The organism is Acinetobacter venetianus RAG-1 = CIP 110063, assembly GCF_000368585.1.
In the GTDB taxonomy this organism is placed as follows: domain Bacteria; phylum Pseudomonadota; class Gammaproteobacteria; order Pseudomonadales; family Moraxellaceae; genus Acinetobacter; species Acinetobacter venetianus.
This window is the reverse complement of record NZ_KB849558.1, coordinates 1,300,620-1,317,348: the sequence shown is the minus strand read 5'-3', so window position 1 is coordinate 1,317,348 and position 16,729 is coordinate 1,300,620. Positions and strand designations below refer to the sequence as shown.

At 39.1% G+C, this 16,729-nt stretch carries 15 protein-coding genes, 2 pseudogenes and 1 other annotated feature; of the genes and pseudogenes, 11 read left to right on the top strand and 6 right to left on the bottom strand.

What is annotated here, in order from left to right:
• Window positions 1–690 (top strand): multicopper oxidase domain-containing protein (locus tag F959_RS16930; protein WP_004880431.1); only part of this gene is annotated, 690 nt, incomplete at its 5' end.
• Window positions 677–1,558: a copper resistance protein B gene (locus F959_RS11715; protein ID WP_004880428.1), complete on the top strand. Its 882-nt coding sequence runs from the start codon at window positions 677–679 to the stop codon at window positions 1,556–1,558. The genes F959_RS16930 and F959_RS11715, both read left to right, overlap by 14 nt.
• A 154-nt stretch (window positions 1,559–1,712) precedes the next feature.
• On the opposite strand, the gene cadR is transcribed toward F959_RS11715, so the two are convergent.
• A complete protein-coding gene (gene cadR / locus F959_RS11710) occupies window positions 1,713–2,117 on the bottom strand; it encodes a Cd(II)/Pb(II)-responsive transcriptional regulator (protein WP_004880426.1) in 405 nt (134 codons plus the stop codon).
• Between the two features lie 84 nt (window positions 2,118–2,201).
• Here cadR and F959_RS11705 point away from each other — a divergent pair, with 84 nt between their 5' ends.
• From F959_RS11705 to F959_RS11665, 9 genes are all read left to right on the top strand, one after another.
• Window positions 2,202–3,482: a cation efflux transmembrane domain-containing protein gene (locus F959_RS11705; RefSeq protein WP_004880424.1), complete on the top strand. Its 1,281-nt coding sequence runs from the start codon at window positions 2,202–2,204 to the stop codon at window positions 3,480–3,482.
• A gap of 10 nt (window positions 3,483–3,492) precedes the next feature.
• Complete coding sequence (locus tag F959_RS11700) at window positions 3,493–3,750, top strand: FeoA family protein (protein ID WP_004655745.1); 258 nt, start codon at window positions 3,493–3,495, stop codon at window positions 3,748–3,750.
• On the top strand, window positions 3,740–5,569 hold the full coding sequence (feoB, locus tag F959_RS11695; protein ID WP_004880422.1) for a ferrous iron transporter B: 1,830 nt from the start codon (window positions 3,740–3,742) through the stop codon (window positions 5,567–5,569). The genes F959_RS11700 and feoB overlap by 11 nt, the downstream gene beginning before the upstream one ends.
• A 109-nt stretch (window positions 5,570–5,678) precedes the next feature.
• A complete protein-coding gene (locus F959_RS11690; protein ID WP_004880421.1) occupies window positions 5,679–6,356 on the top strand; it encodes an IS1595-like element ISAju1 family transposase in 678 nt (225 codons plus the stop codon).
• An 86-nt stretch (window positions 6,357–6,442) separates the two neighbouring features.
• Window positions 6,443–6,847 (top strand): hypothetical protein, encoded by a 405-nt coding sequence (locus tag F959_RS11685; protein ID WP_004880419.1) that lies wholly within the window; start codon window positions 6,443–6,445, stop codon window positions 6,845–6,847.
• An 80-nt stretch (window positions 6,848–6,927) separates the two neighbouring features.
• Window positions 6,928–8,235, top strand: coding sequence for a TolC family protein (locus tag F959_RS11680; RefSeq protein WP_004880418.1), 1,308 nt, complete (start codon window positions 6,928–6,930; stop codon window positions 8,233–8,235).
• Entirely contained in the window at window positions 8,235–9,734 is a 1,500-nt protein-coding gene (locus F959_RS11675; protein WP_004880415.1) for an efflux RND transporter periplasmic adaptor subunit, read from the top strand. The genes F959_RS11680 and F959_RS11675 overlap by 1 nt, the downstream gene beginning before the upstream one ends.
• 14 nt (window positions 9,735–9,748) lie before the next feature.
• Window positions 9,749–12,895 (top strand): efflux RND transporter permease subunit, encoded by a 3,147-nt coding sequence (locus F959_RS11670; RefSeq protein ID WP_004880414.1) that lies wholly within the window; start codon window positions 9,749–9,751, stop codon window positions 12,893–12,895.
• Window positions 12,896–12,928: 33 nt separating this feature from the next.
• Entirely contained in the window at window positions 12,929–13,285 is a 357-nt protein-coding gene (locus F959_RS11665; protein WP_004880412.1) for a copper-binding protein, read from the top strand.
• Window positions 13,286–13,449: 164 nt separating this feature from the next.
• Here F959_RS11665 and F959_RS11660 read toward each other — a convergent pair whose 3' ends face one another.
• The 5 genes and pseudogenes from F959_RS11660 to xseA all read right to left on the bottom strand — a co-directional run.
• Window positions 13,450–13,737 (bottom strand): phage protein NinX family protein, encoded by a 288-nt coding sequence (locus F959_RS11660; RefSeq protein WP_004880409.1) that lies wholly within the window; start codon window positions 13,735–13,737, stop codon window positions 13,450–13,452.
• Window positions 13,738–13,748: 11 nt separating this feature from the next.
• Complete coding sequence (gene xseB, locus F959_RS11655; protein ID WP_004880406.1) at window positions 13,749–13,946, bottom strand: exodeoxyribonuclease VII small subunit; 198 nt, start codon at window positions 13,944–13,946, stop codon at window positions 13,749–13,751.
• Window positions 13,939–14,172 (bottom strand): annotated as a pseudogene (locus F959_RS16555) (exodeoxyribonuclease VII large subunit); the annotation flags it as partial. The gene xseB and the pseudogene F959_RS16555, both read right to left, overlap by 8 nt.
• A 36-nt stretch (window positions 14,173–14,208) precedes the next feature.
• Window positions 14,209–15,428 (bottom strand): IS3 family transposase gene (locus tag F959_RS11650; protein WP_154649196.1). Its coding sequence is split into 2 segments (ribosomal slippage): window positions 14,209–15,152 and window positions 15,152–15,428, totalling 1,221 coding nucleotides; the frame shifts between segments, so codons are not numbered across the junction.
• Window positions 15,037–15,153, bottom strand: a sequence feature (AL1L pseudoknot). Its footprint overlaps the gene before it by 117 nt.
• 50 nt (window positions 15,429–15,478) lie before the next feature.
• Window positions 15,479–16,510 (bottom strand): annotated as a pseudogene (xseA, locus tag F959_RS11640) (exodeoxyribonuclease VII large subunit); the annotation flags it as partial.
• Window positions 16,511–16,729: the final 219 nt, after the last annotated feature.

Sequence of the window (16,729 nt, the reverse complement as noted above, 5' to 3'; positions counted from 1 at the left end):
CATGATATGTCTTCTATGAAAGGTATGGATCATGATATGTCTTCTATGAAAGGCATGAATCACGATATGTCTTCTATGAAAGGTATGGATCATGATATGCCGATGAATAGCGCTACTGTTAAGTCGGCTTCAGACAAGAATGATAATACCGTATTTGGATGGGCAAATGCTTCAACACCCGTTGGTCAAAAAGCACTCCAGTATAGTGATTTACAATCTTTAAACCCTCAACCAGATACTCGTGCCCCTGAACGTGAAATGGAAATCCGTCTTGGTGGGAATATGGAGCGCTACATTTGGACAATTAATGGTAAGAAGTTTAATGAAACAGAACCATTCAAAGTGAAATATGGGGAACGTATACGCTTGAAATTTGTGAATGACAGTATGATGGCTCACCCAATGCACTTGCACGGTATGTTTATGCAGCTTGAAAATGGTCAAGATCCAAGTAATATGCCAAATAAACACACGATCATTGTGCCACCAGGGAAAACAGTTACAACTTTACTTACTGCTGATGAATTAGGTGAATGGGCTATCCACTGCCATTTGTTATATCACATGGCAGCTGGAATGATGAACAAACTCATTGTGGCAAATGTAGATAGCAATGATGTTGATTCAAAAAGTATCGTTGCCCAACCCCATGCAAATGATAAGGGAGTGAATCAACATGCAAACCACTAAAAAACTTTTTTCAAAAACACTTTTATCAGTTGCTTTAATTGGTTTAGCAGGTATGGCATTTGCTAATGATAATTCGACTGAAAATCTAAATAAGAGTACGTCAAGTATGAATGTGCTTTTAAAAGAAGCTGGAGGATTAGGCTATGTTGAACGTAATGCTGCTCAAAGTACTTCAAAAGGCAAATTAGCTCTTAGCCAAAATCATGATAAACATCTGAACGAGCATGGTGGACAGATTTACCAAACAACTAAATTTTCCAATGAGTGGGTAATTGATAACGATGGTAAGGGTAGTTTAGGTTCTAGTTTCGAAACATTGATTGGAACAGATGAGAATCGAGTATTTGTTGAAGCCAATCTGAATAAAGCAGAGAGTAATGATCCCAATTATGATGTATCAGCTCTTTACAGTAGAAATGTTGCAGCATTTTGGGATGTACAAGCTGGGGTAAGGTATAGTGAGGACAAAAATAACCGTAATAGTAATCGCATTGATGGCGTTATTGGATTATTAGGTCTTGCTCCTTATTTCTTTGAGACAAAAGCTTATCTTTATGGTGGTGAAAATAATTTTTGGGGAGCCAGTTTTGAGTTTGATCGAGATCTATTACTCACTCAAAAGCTAATTACTCAGCCATATATTGCAGCAGATATTGTGCTTAATGATAATTCAGATTTTGCTGCAAAGTCAGGTTTGTCTGAGTTAAAGACAGGTATAAAAACTCGTTACGAGATTAATAAGCGTATCAGACCATTTGTTGATGTCGCTTATCAATATGAAAAAGGACAGAAATTAACAACTTTTCAAGAAGCTACAGATTCTGAAAAGGGGTGGTTATACGGGGCAGGTATTGAATTAGTTTTCTAAATATTTCATTAAGAATGAATAATGGTGATATTCCATTGTTCATTAGACCTCTTGCAAAAGTCAAAAAATAATCAGATGTAAGTATTGATTTTATTAAGTTTGATCAATTCTAAAATCATTGAAAATAGCACTTACGCAAGAGGTCTAATCTTAATTATTTTAAACTTACGGATAACCCTTCAAGTACTTTACAAGAGTTAATTTCCAAAAAACCAGAGCATTTACTTCTTAAATCAGAAAGTTGTTGCTTAAGCTGAATCTGTTTTTGGATATTTTGTTCTAATTGATGAATATGTTTATCAACTAAGATGTTAATAGAATTACAGTTTCCACAAGGTTTGTCTTTGTATGCTAATAAAATTTTAATTTCGTCCAAGCTCATATTCAAAGTTCGGCAATTAAGAATAAATAGAAGCCGCTCTAAGTGGTCCTTGTTATAAAGTCGATAATTAGCTTCCGAACGATTAGGGGCTAGTAATAAAGCTTCTTTTTCATAAAACCGTATTGTAACAACAGGGCAACCAGATAGCTGGGATAATTCACCAATTTTTAAGTTCATTTCAAGTCACCTAATCTATTGACTCTATAGTAGCTATAGGGATTTTAATATGCAATACGTGAAGATATGACTATAGGCACATCAATGAGTGGTTGCGGTTGTAATCAAGAAAGTTCTTGTGAAGACACTAAGCAAAAACAAAATGAATCAAAAACAGATTCTTGTAAAATTAAAGATTTAGCTACAGAAGAAAGTGAAAGTTCTTGTTGCGATAATGAGGCACAGCAAGAACCTAACCCTGATGAAAAAGATTCATGCGGTAGTAAGCAGTCGAATTCATGCTGTGGTTCAGATTCGATAACTTCACCTGAAAAGATTAGGGGGAGTGAAGATACAGCGACTTTCATCAGTGACTATAGCATCCCGAAAATGGATTGTTCCGCAGAGGAACAAATGGTTCGGATGACTTTATCTTCATTGGTAGATGTTAATAGCTTGGTTTTTGATTTGCCGAACCGGAACCTAAAAGTTCTGCATAATGGTGAAAGTAATGAAATCACTGCAAAACTTGAAGCTCTTGGATTTGGGGCAAAATTAAATAAAACTGAAGCTTATGAAAATAAAGAGCAAGCACAAGAAGCTAGTACTTTTCTGATTCCGAAGATGGATTGTTCGGCAGAAGAGCAAATGGTAAGAATGGCACTTTCTCCCTTGCATGAAGTTAAAGGTTTATCTTTTGATTTGGCACAAAGACGGTTAGTTGTTTTCCATACCAATGGGATTAATGAAATTACCACAAAACTTGAAGCCCTTGGCTTTGGTGCAAGGCTTGTGGAAACGGTAAAAGCTACGGAGGAATTGCCTGAAGCACCTGATCCAACTAAGCAGGCGGAAGTCCTAAAATTATTACTAACGATTAATGGTGTTCTTTTTTTTATTGAGTTCATAAGCGGAATCATAGCCGCATCGACGGGGCTTATTGCGGACTCTCTTGATATGTTTGCTGATGCAGCCGTTTACGGTATAGCACTTTACGCGGTAGGGAAAGCGGCTAAATACCAATTAAAAGCAGCTCATTTTGCAGGATGGATTCAACTTTTATTAGCTTTGATCGTTATTATTGATGTTGTCAGACGTTTCATGTTCGGTAGTGAACCAGAGTCAGATTTGATGATCATTATTGGCTTCTTAGCACTTATTGCCAATGTGACGTGCTTGTATCTCATTTCTGGGCATAAAGACGGCGGAGCCCATATGAAAGCGAGTTGGATCTTTTCAGCTAATGACGTAATAGTAAATATGGGGGTTATTTTAGCAGGCGTACTTGTCGCATGGACTGGTTCAGCTTACCCGGATTTGATTATTGGTATTCTTGTTTCACTGTTTGTACTGAATGGCGCTCGAAAAATTTTGGCGTTGAAATAGGGTGCAGACAATGAATTTATTTCAAGTAAAGCAAGATCAGACTGTAAAAATTATTGATCTTAAAAAGGGTGAACAGTATCAAGATAAAAATGATCCTGTTCTGGAGCGTTTAGAACTGCTGGGCTTTAGAGTAGGTGAATCCTTACAAGTGCTTGCGAAAGGGCTTTTTGGTGGTGATCCTGTGTTGGTTCAAATCGAAACCTCACGTTTCGCCTTAAGAAAAAATGAAGCAGAACGAATTTTTGTAGAGATTACCAATGGAAACTAAAAATATTGCACTTGTTGGTAATCCTAATTGCGGTAAAACATCACTTTTTAACACCCTCACAGGGACTCGTCAAAAAGTTGCAAATTATGCTGGGGTAACGGTAGAACGGAAAGAGGGATTTTTTAAACTACCTTCTGGTGATACCGTTCGAGTATTGGATTTGCCTGGGACTTACAGTTTAAAGCCAAGTAGTTTAGATGAAGAAGTAACTAGAGCAGTCTGTTTTGGCGAGTTAAAAGGTGAAGTTATACCTGATATTTTTGTATGTGTTGTGGATGCTACGAATCTTCATCTTCATTTAAGTCTTGTACTTGAAGTCAGAGCTTTAAACAGACCAATGTTACTTGTTCTTAACATGATGGATGAGGTTAGAAAACGTGGTATCTCGATTGACACATCAAAATTATCTCAGCTCTTAGGTATTCCTGTTGTTGAATCGATAGCTGTAAAGACAAAAGGGATTCAGGGTTTATTAACTCAGTTAGACCAAAAAAATTTGTTTGTTGCCCCTTATCATTCTGATCTGAGTCACTTTGACCAAATCAAATATATTACAAAACAAGTCATCTTGAAAAATGATAATGGTGATAAACGAACGGCTTTCTTGGACAAAATGTTCTTACATCCAGTTTTTGGATTATTAATATTGACCTTTACCATGTTTGTAATGTTTCAGGCTGTCTTTATTTGGGCTCAACCATTAATTTCCTTTGTTGAGGATTCGATTTCATGGTTTGGTGGGGCGATAGGACCTCTGATCACTCATCCACTTTTAAGAAGTTTGGTCGTTGATGGTGTAATTGCAGGTGCTGGTAGTGTACTCGCGTACATGCCTCAAATTCTGATCTTATTTTTCTTTATTTTAATTTTAGAAGAATCGGGATACTTACCTAGAGCTGCTTTTTTGTTAGATAAGCTGATGTCTAAAGCTGGTTTAAGTGGGCGTTCATTTATTCCACTACTTTCAAGCTTTGCTTGTGCAATTCCCGGAGTCATGGCGACTAGAAGTATTAGCTCTGAAAGAGATCGTTTAGCAACGATTATGATTGCACCTTTGATGACGTGTTCTGCACGATTACCTGTATATGCTTTGCTGATCGCTGCATTCATTCCAAACAAGTTGGTTTATGGTTGGCTCAGTTTACAAGGTCTAGTTCTGTTCGGGCTTTACATGTCAGGAATCGTATCCGCTTTATTGGTTTCTTTATTCCTAAAATTAGTAAGAAAAGATAAAACTGAAAGTATTTTCATTTTTGAATTACCTACATACCGTATTCCAGATGTTCGAAATGTAGCTTTGGGGCTTTATGATAGAGCGACTATATTCTTAAAAAGAGTTGGTGGAATTATTGTCGCACTTTCTATTTTATTATGGTTCTTGGTAACGTTCCCATTACCACCTGATAACCCAACAATGCCACCAATCAATTATAGTATTGCTGGACAGTTAGGACATCTAATCCATCCAATATTTGCTCCGATTGGATTTACGTGGGAAATTTGTATTGCTTTGATTCCTGCCATGGCAGCTCGTGAAGTGATTATTGCTGCATTAGGGGTAATCTATGCAATGTCTGGTGATGAGAATGCAGTTACCCAAACCTTATTATCTCAAATATCGGGTCCTGATGGATGGGGACTAGCGACAGGGATGTCACTATTGGTTTGGTTTATCTTTGCTCCACATTGTTTAGCAACATTGGCAACTATCAGAAGAGAAACAGGGAGTTGGAAACAGCCAACCATAATGGCCATCTATCTTTTCTCGTTGGCCTACTTATTCTCTTTTATAACTTATCAAGTTGTGAGTCGTTTTTAATCTAGAGCATGGTTGTTGATATGAAACAACCATGCTCTTGTCTAAGTAATCATTTAAATTAAGGGGCTTAGGAAGTTAAGCATATCAAAAAGTATGGTAACTTCCTTATATGAAAGCAAAAAATAGATACTATTCCCGTTCAAGAATCACAGAGGCAAAATTCAGACAGATCATTCGCTTTTTTGCCATGGATTTAACTGCTTCAGATACAGCTAAACTCACCAATATTTCTGTACGTTCCATCAATACAATTTACATCAGGTTGCGTAAAAAGATTGCGGCTCAATGTGAGGAAATATCTCCTTTCAACGGTATCGTTGAACTTGATGAATCCTACTTTGGTGCTCGTCGTATTCGAGGAAAACGTGGACGTGGTGCATCAGGAAAAACCATTGTATTTGGACTACTCAAAAGAGATGGAAACGTATACACAGAAATTGTGCCTGATTGCTCCAAAGCTACGCTACAGGGCATTATTCGGGGGCAGATAGAGCTTGATTCTGTGATCAATACAGATGGATGGAGAGGCTATGATGGTTTAGTTGATATTGGTTTTGACAAACATTTAAGAGTGAATCATGGGAACAACGAATTTGCATGCGGGGAGCGTCATATTAACGGCATAGAATCATTCTGGGGATATGCTAAAAAGCGACTCGTCAAGTTTAATGGAATTGACAAAAAGATGTTTTATTTGCATCTTAAAGAAACGGAGTATCGCTTCAATCATCGGAACGGTAATTTATATCTCGATTTGCTTAAATTACTCCGTAACAATCCTCTTTAACTTCCTAAGCCCCAAATTAATTATAGGATTGTTATTTTGCTAAGAATCTGTAAAACTAAAAAAGCTTAAATTTTGGTCATGACATTATGCACTGGTTAAGAACATGCCTTTCGCTGTTTTTATCATTTGCTATCCTCATCGTTGGATCGGCAGCAGCTGCTGCATCTGTACATAGTCCATGTTTAATGTCATCTCAAGATATGCAACCCATGCAAATGATGAATTCTGAAGATCATGATAAAGCAAGTGCTATGCACATGGATTGTATGAAAGCTGAAGTAAAGATTAAGAAGCAATTACATGATCCATCATGTATGTCTAAGCAAGATTGTATTATGTCTTTTGCAAAGATCGCCTATGCAAATACAACACAACAGATTTTACAATTACAGACATTTCTACCTTTAGAACAACTAGAATTTTATTCTTCAGATCAAGATATTCCTTCTCCACATCCTTCTGGTTTATGGAAACCACCTAGGCTTATCTAATTTGATGACTAATCATCATTCATAGAGTTTTCTATGGATGTTCTGCACGTGCGCGTGTACATCATTTTAGAGCTAAAAATATGAACTTTAATAAAGAAAAACTGTCCCTAAAATGGGGTGGATGCTCAATTGCGACGATCTGTTTTTTCTTGAGTTATGGTCATGCTTATGCCCAGCCATTGACTTTGGATACAGCGTTGAAGCTTGCTGAGCAATATGCACCTACTCTAAGGGCCAATAGTGCTCAGATTGAAGGCGCTGAGAATATGGTTTCAGCTTCCGGTATCTTACCCAATCCTAAACTGTTTGTTGGCTTAGATAATTACCCCGTGTCTGGCGATGCCGCATGGTCAGTCACACAAGAAGGCATGACGATGCAAAAGATTGGCATCATGCAAGATTTTCCAAACCGCGCCAAAAGACAAGCCGAGGTCGAGTTAGCAAAAGCTGAATTGGGTTCAGTCACTGCTCAAACTGAGATTCTACGTAGTGAGTTACGTCAAAAAGTTGCATCTGCTTGGTTTAAACGTTTTTATCTTGAGCGTAAATTGGCGCTATACGATGAACTGTTTTCAGAGAATCGATTACTTTCTCAGATGACCCAAACACAGGTCACCTCTGGTCGGACAATGGTTGCTGATGCACTTGATCCAAAACAAGAAGCCACGGTATTGCTTGACCAGAAGGATGATTTGCTTCGTGATTTAAATAAAGCCAAGCTAGAGTTGCATCGCTTGATCAGTGCAGAGCCTACCGAAAACCTTACTCAAATTGAAACCTTACCTGACCAAGCTCCATCCATCCATCTTGATACATCAAAGCTGTATCATCACTTGCATCAGCATCCTGAATTAAAAGCTTTTCAGGCTGAAAAGAAAACTGCTGAAGCAAAATTGAAACAAGCTCAAGCTTTACAAAAGCCTGATTGGGGGATTGAGCTTGCATACCAGCATCGTGCCCCAGAGTTTGGCGATATGATCGGTGTACAACTGACAACTGAGCTTCCTGTATTTTCAAAAAAACGTAGTGGTCCCCTCATTCAGGCAGCTTTAGCCGAACAAAACCGGATCATTGCCGATCAAGAAGTTCAATACCGTGAATATCTCACCATGCTGGATGATGGGTTATCTGATCTTGATGCGCTTGATCAGCAAATTAGACGTGCAATGCAAATAAGTATTCCACTCGCTAAACAAAAAGTGGGTTTACAGTTGGCAAGCTACCAAGCTGGTAAAAGCAATTTGTCCAATGTCATTACTGCCCGACAAGCTCTTTTAGAACAACAGCTGCGACTTATTGATCTTCAACAACAACAAGCAATTACAACAGCACAACTTTATTTTGCCTTTGAAGAGCCGACCTTAAACCATGCTGAGGAGCAGCTATAATGTTAAGAAATAAATTGGCAATGACTGTCATGGGAGTTGCCACAATTAGTCTTGTCGTAGGTGGCGGTGCCGGATATTGGTTTGCTCATCAGGAAGAGGGTTCTCAATCGGCATTGGTAAGCCAGAAGCAGGATGCTAAAGTGCTTTATTGGTACGATCCAATGAAACCAGAACATCATTTTGATAAGCCAGGCAAGTCTCCATTTATGGACATGCAACTGGTACCTAAATATGCAGACGAAAATACTGCGATGACGGATGAAAGTCGTCCTACAGTCAAAATAGATCCATCTCTTCAACAAAATTTAGCCATCCGTTACGGCACTGTTGAACAGGCTGTAATTGGAAATGCCATGTTTACTAATGGCATATTACAAGCAAATGAACGGCAAACAGCTATTTTACAAACTAGAGCAAGTGGCTTTGTTCAGCGAGTGTATGGGCATGCTGTTGGAGATATGGTGACCGAAGGAAGCCCTATAGCTGATATTTCAATACCCGAATGGACTGGAGAGCAAACTGAATTTTTAGCTGTGCTCCGTACTGGAGATCGTTCCCTTATTCAAGCAAGCCGTCAACGTTTGCAGCTTTTAGGAATACCACAAAATGTGATTCATCAAGTTGAGCGAACTCGTCGAGTGCAATCTAATATAACTTTGCAAGCTCCCATTAGTGGATTTATTGATTCACTAGAAGTCCGCAATGGTATGGCTTTGGCTATGGGACAAACCTTGGCCACAATTAAAGGTATCAACCCGATTTGGCTAGAGGCAGCCGTTCCTGAAAAACAAATTGCTGGAATCAAACGAGGTATGAGTGTAGAAGCCAATTTTGCTGCTTTTTCTCAAAAAGTAACTGGCAAAGTTATCGACATTTTGCCTACCTTAGATACAACATCAAGAACTATTAAAGTTCGGATTGAATTACCAAATCCTAGTGGTCAACTTAAGCCAGGGATGTTTGCTTCTGTCAATATAATAAATAATCCCCAAAGCAGTTTGGTTATACCAGAGCAAGCTGTTATACGGACAGGTACTCGGAATGTTGTCATTGTAGGGCATGAGCAAGGACGTTTTGAACCTGTTGTTGTACAGTTAGGTCAAAGTGATGGCAATAAAATTGCAGTCCTGCAAGGGTTGAAAGCTGGTCAGAAAGTAGTGATTTCAGGACAATTTCTGATTGATTCTGAAGCAAATTTGCAAGGCGTATTGGATAAGCTCAACACTGGGCAACCAATTGCATCATCTCAGACGATTAAGAGGTCAACATATCAAGGTCTTGGTAAAGTTGAAAAAGTCACAAATCAAGATATTACCATTTCACACCAAGCTATTCCTGAGTTGGGCTGGGGTGCTATGACTATGAGCTTTAAACAACCAGTTCAACCATTTACCCAAATTCAGCAAGGCGATCAGGTCCGTTTTGGGTTTACACATACTGGAGATGCTTACGTTATTTCTGACATTTCCAAGATGTCCATGACATCTATGAAGAACTAAACGGGAGAACCATTATGATCGCTCGTATTATTCGTTTTTCAATTGCGAATCGCATATTTGTTTTGTTGGCAGCTTTAGTTTTGGCAGCTTGGGGAACTTGGGCTGTAAAGAATACACCGGTTGATGCTTTGCCAGATTTGTCTGATGTACAAGTGATTGTCCGAACTAATTTTCCCGGTCAGGCACCACAAATTGTTGAAAATCAGGTGACCTATCCTTTAACAACAACCATGTTATCGGTGCCCGGTGTTAAAACTGTTCGCGGTTATTCTTTTTTTGGTGATTCATTTGTATATGTCATTTTTGATGAACATACCGATCTTTATTGGGCCCGTTCGCGTGTATTGGAATATCTAAATCAGATTCAGGGAAGAATTCCTGCAAATGCGAAATCTTCATTAGGGCCAGATGCCACAGGCGTTGGCTGGGTTTATGAATATGCGTTAGTTGATCCAACAGGACAACATGACCTTGCACAACTGAGAAGCATACAAGACTGGTTTTTAAAGTATGAACTAAAGACATTACCCAATGTGGCTGAAGTTGCCACGATTGGGGGAATGGTGAAGCAATATCAGGTTGTCTTAGACCCAAGCAAAATGGCGGCTTTAGGTGTTACACAAAACAATGTCATTGAAGCGATTCAAAAGGCTAATCAGGAAACTGGTGGTTCAGTCCTTGAAATGGCTGAAACTGAATATATGGTACGAGCTTCTGGTTATTTAAAAACTTTAGATGATTTTCGCCAGATTCCACTACGAACAAATAGTTTGGGTGTTCCTGTTTCTTTAGGTGATGTTGCAACAATTCAACTCGGACCGGAAATGCGTCGTGGTATCACTGAGCTGAATGGACAAGGTGAAACTGTTGGCGGTGTTGTGATTTTACGGGCCGGTAAGAATGCACGTGAAACGATTACTGCTGTGAAAGCAAAACTGGCTGAATTGCAACAAAGTTTACCTAAAGGAGTGCAAGTTGTTCCTGTATATGATCGCAGTAAACTGATTGATCGGGCAGTCGAGAATCTCAGTCATAAATTAATTGAAGAATTTATTGTCGTGGCTTTAGTCTGTGGACTTTTCCTCTGGCATTTACGATCAGCAATGGTAGCTATTGTTTCTTTACCACTTGGGATTTTGTCGGCTTTCTTAGTCATGTACTATCAGGGCCTAAATGCCAATATCATGTCATTGGGGGGGATTGCCATTGCTATTGGTGCTATGGTTGATGCAGCGGTTGTGATGGTTGAAAATGCACATAAGCATATAGAGACTTGGCAGCATGAACATCCCAATCAAGTATTAGAAACTCAAGCACGCTGGAATATTATTGCCCGTTCCGCCAGTGAAGTTGGTCCTGCTTTATTTTTTTGCTTACTTATCATTACCTTATCTTTTATTCCTATTTTTACTTTACAGGCACAAGAAGGACGTTTGTTCTCGCCTCTGGCGTTTACCAAAACCTATGCCATGGCAGCGGCAGCTGGTTTATCCATTACCCTGATTCCTGTTTTAATGGGTTATTGGATTCGAGGGAAATTACCTTCTGAACAGCGTAATCCACTGAACCGTTTTCTGATCAAAATATACAGCCCTATGTTGGATAAGGTTTTAGCTCATCCAAAGACAATTTTACTTGGTGCATTGCTAATTTTCCTTATTAGTCTTTTCCCTTTAACACGGTTAGGTGGGGAGTTTCTACCCAATATGGATGAAGGTGATTTACTGTATATGCCTTCAGCTTTACCGGGATTGTCCGCAGCAAAAGCTTCTGAGCTACTCCAACAGACTGATCGAATGATTAAAACCGTTCCTGAAGTTGCAACAGTATTCGGTAAAGCTGGTCGCGCTGAGTCAGCCACAGATTCTGCACCATTAGAAATGTTTGAAACCACGATTCAGTTCAAACCACGGTCTGAATGGCGTTCAGGTATGACACCTGACAAATTGATAAAAGAACTAGATAAGGCAGTCCAAGTACCGGGTTTAACAAACATTTGGGTGCCACCTATCCGTAACCGGATTGATATGTTGGCAACTGGGGTGAAAAGTCCAATCGGGATTAAGATTTCAGCAAATGATCTGCAAGATATTGATCGGGTAGCACAGCAAATTGAACAAGTGGCTAAACAGGTGCCCGGTGTTAGTTCAGCTTTAGCTGAACGGCTCACAGGTGGTCGATATGTTGATGTCGATATTAACCGTATGCAGGCTGCGCGATATGGTCTCAATATTAAAGATGTACAGCAAATCGTCTCATCAGCGATTGGCGGGGAAAATATTGGTGAAACTGTTGAAGGCTTGGCACGGTATCCCATTAATGTACGTTACCCACGAGAGATTCGAGATTCACTGGAAGCCTTAAGAAATTTACCGATTCTAACAGAATCTGGTCAACAAATAGTCTTGAGTAGTGTTGCTAATATTCAAATTACAGATGGGCCGCCAATGCTTAAAAGTGAGAATGCCCGTCCAAGTGGTTGGGTCTATGTCGATGTACAAGGACGTGACTTAGCTTCGGTTGTACAAGATTTGAAGCAGTCTATTGATCAAAAAGTAAAACGCTCCTCTGCCATGAGCATTAGCTATTCAGGACAGTTTGAGTTCATGGAGCGTGCGAATGCTCGCTTAAAAGTTGTTATTCCAATTACTTTGATGATCATTTTTCTATTGCTCTATTTGATTTTTAGGCAAGTACAAGATGCTGTTCTGATTATGGCAACACTACCTTTTGCGTTGATTGGTGGTATTTGGGCTATGTACTTGAGTGATTATCACTTTTCGGTTGCGATTGCTGTTGGTTTTATTGCACTTGCTGGTGTTGCCGCAGAGTTTGGTGTAGTCATGTTGTTCTATTTAAAGCAAGCAATTGAGCATGCACAGCAAAGCCTATCTTCTTCAGCGGCATCCTTAACAGAGCAACAACTCAATGATGCAATCCGAACAGGAGCTGTACTACGCGTTCGTCCTAAAGCCATGACGGTTGCCGTCATTTTGGCAGGCTTAATTCCTATACTTTTAGGGACTGGGACAGGTTCTGAATTGATGAGCCGTATTGCTTTACCTATGGTTGGGGGCATGATTTCAGCTCCTCTACTGTCAATGTTTGTTATCCCGGCTGCATATCAGCTTTTAATCAAAAGAAAACTATCAACACATTGATCGTTTTGTTATTTCGTCTAAAGAGGTTTTATTATGTTGAAATTTATAAAAATTATTGCTCTTGTTACCACTATTGCTGCATTAAGCGCATGTAGTAAAAATGAAGCGGCAGAGCAAAAGACTTCTGCTGTGCCAATGGAACATATGTCTCATGAGAAAGCAGAAATGGTCCAAGCTGTTGGCGTGATTACTGCAATTGATACTAAAGGAAGCATATTGACAATAAGCCATGAAGCAATTGCAGCGATTAATTGGCCGGCAATGACAATGGGTTTTAAGGTTGCTGACCCTAAGTTGTTAAATGGGCTTGCAGTAGGGCAAAAAGTTGATTTTGAATTAAAAGCAGAAGGTGGAAATCAAGTTATTACTAATATTAAGCCAAAGAAATAGGTTTGAACTAGTACACCTCATGTATTTAATACATTAGTCTGTAAGTAAAAAACTAACATCGTTCATTAGAAACGGTGTTGGTTTTTTACTATTTTCAATTATAAAATAATGATTTATGTTTTTTGTGAAAGATTTTAAAAAGAACTGTTTGGTTGATAAGTAGCCTATTGATTAGTCTCTAGATCTATAATGTCACCAAGTTTAATCTGTATATAGCATTTGATAACTGCATCTAATGCAGAAACAGATTTCTGAGTTGCTTTGGTATGGTTACCAAGCGGATTAATTTCCATGGCAACCCAATGTGTTCCAAAGAACACTAAACTAATCTTTTCACGTTCAAGAATATTGCCACATAACTTCCAATCAATAGTGGGAGTGGTTTTATGCTGCATAGCTAGCATGAGTGCATGAGGCAATTGTTCTGTAGTAAGTTGAGATATTTGAATCATAACAATGAAGGTTAGTTTTCTTTAAAAGTTTCATTCAATGCTTGTTGTACTGCATCAACTCTAGATTTACACGCTCTGTAAGCTGTCATGGATTCTTCAACAATCTTCATCAGATTATCAATGTCAGGCTCTTCTTGAGCTTCAAGTTGAGTAGCATTCTTCTTCAGTAATTCATAGCCATCTTTAAAGCTTAATTTTTTTTCACTCATGATTTGTCACCTTACTTACACTGGCATGAATATAGCCATCCTGCATCTCAATTGAAACAGTTGAACCGACCTGTTGTACAAATCGGATAGCCTTGTTTTGACTTCGTACAATTGCATAGCCTTTGGCAAGCACATTCCTTGGATTCTGTAATAAAGTCTCACGCATTAAAGACTCAACCTGTGTAATGGCAATCTTAAGCTGCTGCTGGGCAAAATATTGTGTTGAACCGTACCGGGTTTGTCGGAGACTTTTTTATTTAAGTTAGGCCACCTGACCTAACGGGTTAATCTTATCATAGTGCGTTGCTTCAAACTCAAAAGGCGATACATAACCCAGTGCACTGTGTACACGCTTTTTATTGAACCAATCTACCCAGTTTAGTGTCGCAAGTTGTACATCCGCTAAACCTTGCCAATCTGCTTTTAAATATTCAATCACCTCTGTTTTGTATAAGCCATTCACCGTTTCAGCCAGAGCATTATCGTATGAATCACCAGTTGTACCGACTGATGCTCGTAAATTTGCAGCTTCTAAACGATTGGTATAGCGAATAGAAAGATATTGAACACCTCTATCGGAATGGTGAATCACGTTCTTTGGCATGCCTCGATCGTGCAATGCTTGCTCCAATGCATCCAAAACCATGTCTGTATTCATCCGTGTAGATACTTTCCATCCAACAATTGTTCGTGAGAACACATCAATAATAAAGGCGGTATAGACCCAGCCTGAATGAGTTTGAATATACGTAAAGTCACTCACCCACAGTTGGTCAGGATGATCAGCATTAAAATTACGTTTCACTAAATCATCTGCTCTTTTTTGATCATCTCGGCTACGGGTGGTTTGTTTATTCTTACCACGCCAAACACCTTGTATACCTAGCTTCTGCATCAATCGAGCAACTGTACAACGTGCGATAACATAACCTTCACGTTTCAATTGTTGCCAGACCTTACGCACACCATATCGACCTAAACTTTCTTTCCAAATTCGTTTAATTTGTTCAGCATGATGCTCATCATGTAGATCTCGTTTCGCTCGATATTCTGGATTTACTGTGAGATCTAGTGTTCGATAATAGGTTGAAGCTGCGATCGGTAAAATCCTACAAATCGCATCAACACCATATAAGTCTTTATTGTTATGGATGAAATCCACCATTATTTGTGTGGGCGGTCGAGCTCCGCCTGAGCGAAAAAAGCGGCTGCTTTACGTAGAATTTCATTCGCACGTTGCAGTTCTTTATTTTCGCGTTCCAGTTGTTTGATACGTTCTTGGTCTGAAAACTGCTGTACTTTAACTGGATTTTGTTTATCTAAATATTTTTGATACCAAACACGTAGTGTTTCAGGAGTACAGCCAATCTTAGGAGCTATTGCTGTGATTGCAGCCCAATTCGATGGATAATCTTTCTCGGATTCAATCAATAATTGAACCGCTCTTTCTCTGATTTCAGGGGTATATTTTAATTTTGTCATCGGCATAGTCTCTCAAAATATTGACTCTCCGACAAACACGGTACGGTTCAAATTGTTGACTTAGCTAGGTCAAGGTTTCTGTTGGCTGTATTCATCTGATTCTGTGCATGAGTCCTGATAGTATTTATCAACTGGTCATTCTGGCTTTGATATGCTGTGATTTGATGCTGTGACAGCAGCTTGATGGTTTGCAAGTAGCCCATCACATCCTGAGAACGTTCTGAAATCACATTGCGAATACCTGCAATTACCTTGCTTGGTGTATCGAAAGAACGATGGGCGATTTCATCCAGAATGGTTCGATCTTTTTCATGACCAATCCCCACCCATATTGGAACCTTGCGCTTGCATAGCAGGGCAGCGAGATCATAGTCATTTAAATAAGCTAAATCATTTACGGCACCACCACCACGAATAATCACAATAAGGTCAGGTGGAATAGCATAATCTTTAGCCCATTGACGTAGTCCTGAGCTTAATGATTCCATAATACTATTTGCAGCAGTATTACCCTGAAAAGTAGCTGTGTGATAGACAAAGTGGCATACGCCAGCCTTGTCCAAGGCATCGGCATCTTTCCTGAAGTCACCCAGACCAGCAGCATTTTCTGGTGCAATCACCAGAACATTTTCAATGTCAAAAGGGGCAGGAAGTGACTGGTTCAGATTGGCCAAACCCTCAGAGCTTAGACGAGCAAGAATCTGTTGGTAACGTTTGGCAATATCACCTAGTGTGAAACTAGAGTCGATGTCTTCTATGTTGACGGAAAAACCGTACTGAGGATCAAAACGGGCTTTGATTTTAATGAGAACATTTAAGTCTTTTGAAAGTTCAATGCCACTTTCACGCTCAAATTTAAGCACAATTTTTACGGCGGTGAATTTCCAAATTGTTGCTTTACAGCTTGCAATGACTTTATCTGTATCCTCTTCCTTTTCAGCTAATTCAAGATAGTAGTGTCCACCCTTGATACTCAGGTTTCGTATCTCAGCTTTTACCCATACAGGTTCATCAAAGGACAGGCGAATGACTTCCTGTACGGTTGATAGATAGTCACTGAGGGAAAATTGAGGTTCAGACATTTATTCGCATTTTTAAGATATTGAGTAATTCTATCAGACAAAATGCTCTTTACTTAACTAGATTGAACAGTTTGCTAGAGCAATCAATGAATAGTTTTTTGATTTATTTATAGCGACAATAATTGTCGTTTGTTTTGGTTTTAATAGTTCGATAATAAATTATTTCAGTAATAATTATTGAATTGAAATTTCTATGATGAGGCAGTGGTGAAATAGTTT

Coding starts and splice junctions, on each gene's coding strand:
- F959_RS11715 (WP_004880428.1), top strand. CDS start 677: ATGCAAACCACTAAAAAACTTTTTTCAAAAACACTTTTATCAGTTGCT.
- cadR (WP_004880426.1), bottom strand. CDS start 2,117: ATGAACTTAAAAATTGGTGAATTATCCCAGCTATCTGGTTGCCCTGTT.
- F959_RS11705 (WP_004880424.1), top strand. CDS start 2,202: ATGAGTGGTTGCGGTTGTAATCAAGAAAGTTCTTGTGAAGACACTAAG.
- F959_RS11700 (WP_004655745.1), top strand. CDS start 3,493: ATGAATTTATTTCAAGTAAAGCAAGATCAGACTGTAAAAATTATTGAT.
- feoB (WP_004880422.1), top strand. CDS start 3,740: ATGGAAACTAAAAATATTGCACTTGTTGGTAATCCTAATTGCGGTAAA.
- F959_RS11690 (WP_004880421.1), top strand. CDS start 5,679: ATGAAAGCAAAAAATAGATACTATTCCCGTTCAAGAATCACAGAGGCA.
- F959_RS11685 (WP_004880419.1), top strand. CDS start 6,443: ATGCACTGGTTAAGAACATGCCTTTCGCTGTTTTTATCATTTGCTATC.
- F959_RS11680 (WP_004880418.1), top strand. CDS start 6,928: ATGAACTTTAATAAAGAAAAACTGTCCCTAAAATGGGGTGGATGCTCA.
- F959_RS11675 (WP_004880415.1), top strand. CDS start 8,235: ATGTTAAGAAATAAATTGGCAATGACTGTCATGGGAGTTGCCACAATT.
- F959_RS11670 (WP_004880414.1), top strand. CDS start 9,749: ATGATCGCTCGTATTATTCGTTTTTCAATTGCGAATCGCATATTTGTT.
- F959_RS11665 (WP_004880412.1), top strand. CDS start 12,929: ATGTTGAAATTTATAAAAATTATTGCTCTTGTTACCACTATTGCTGCA.
- F959_RS11660 (WP_004880409.1), bottom strand. CDS start 13,737: ATGATTCAAATATCTCAACTTACTACAGAACAATTGCCTCATGCACTC.
- xseB (WP_004880406.1), bottom strand. CDS start 13,946: ATGAGTGAAAAAAAATTAAGCTTTAAAGATGGCTATGAATTACTGAAG.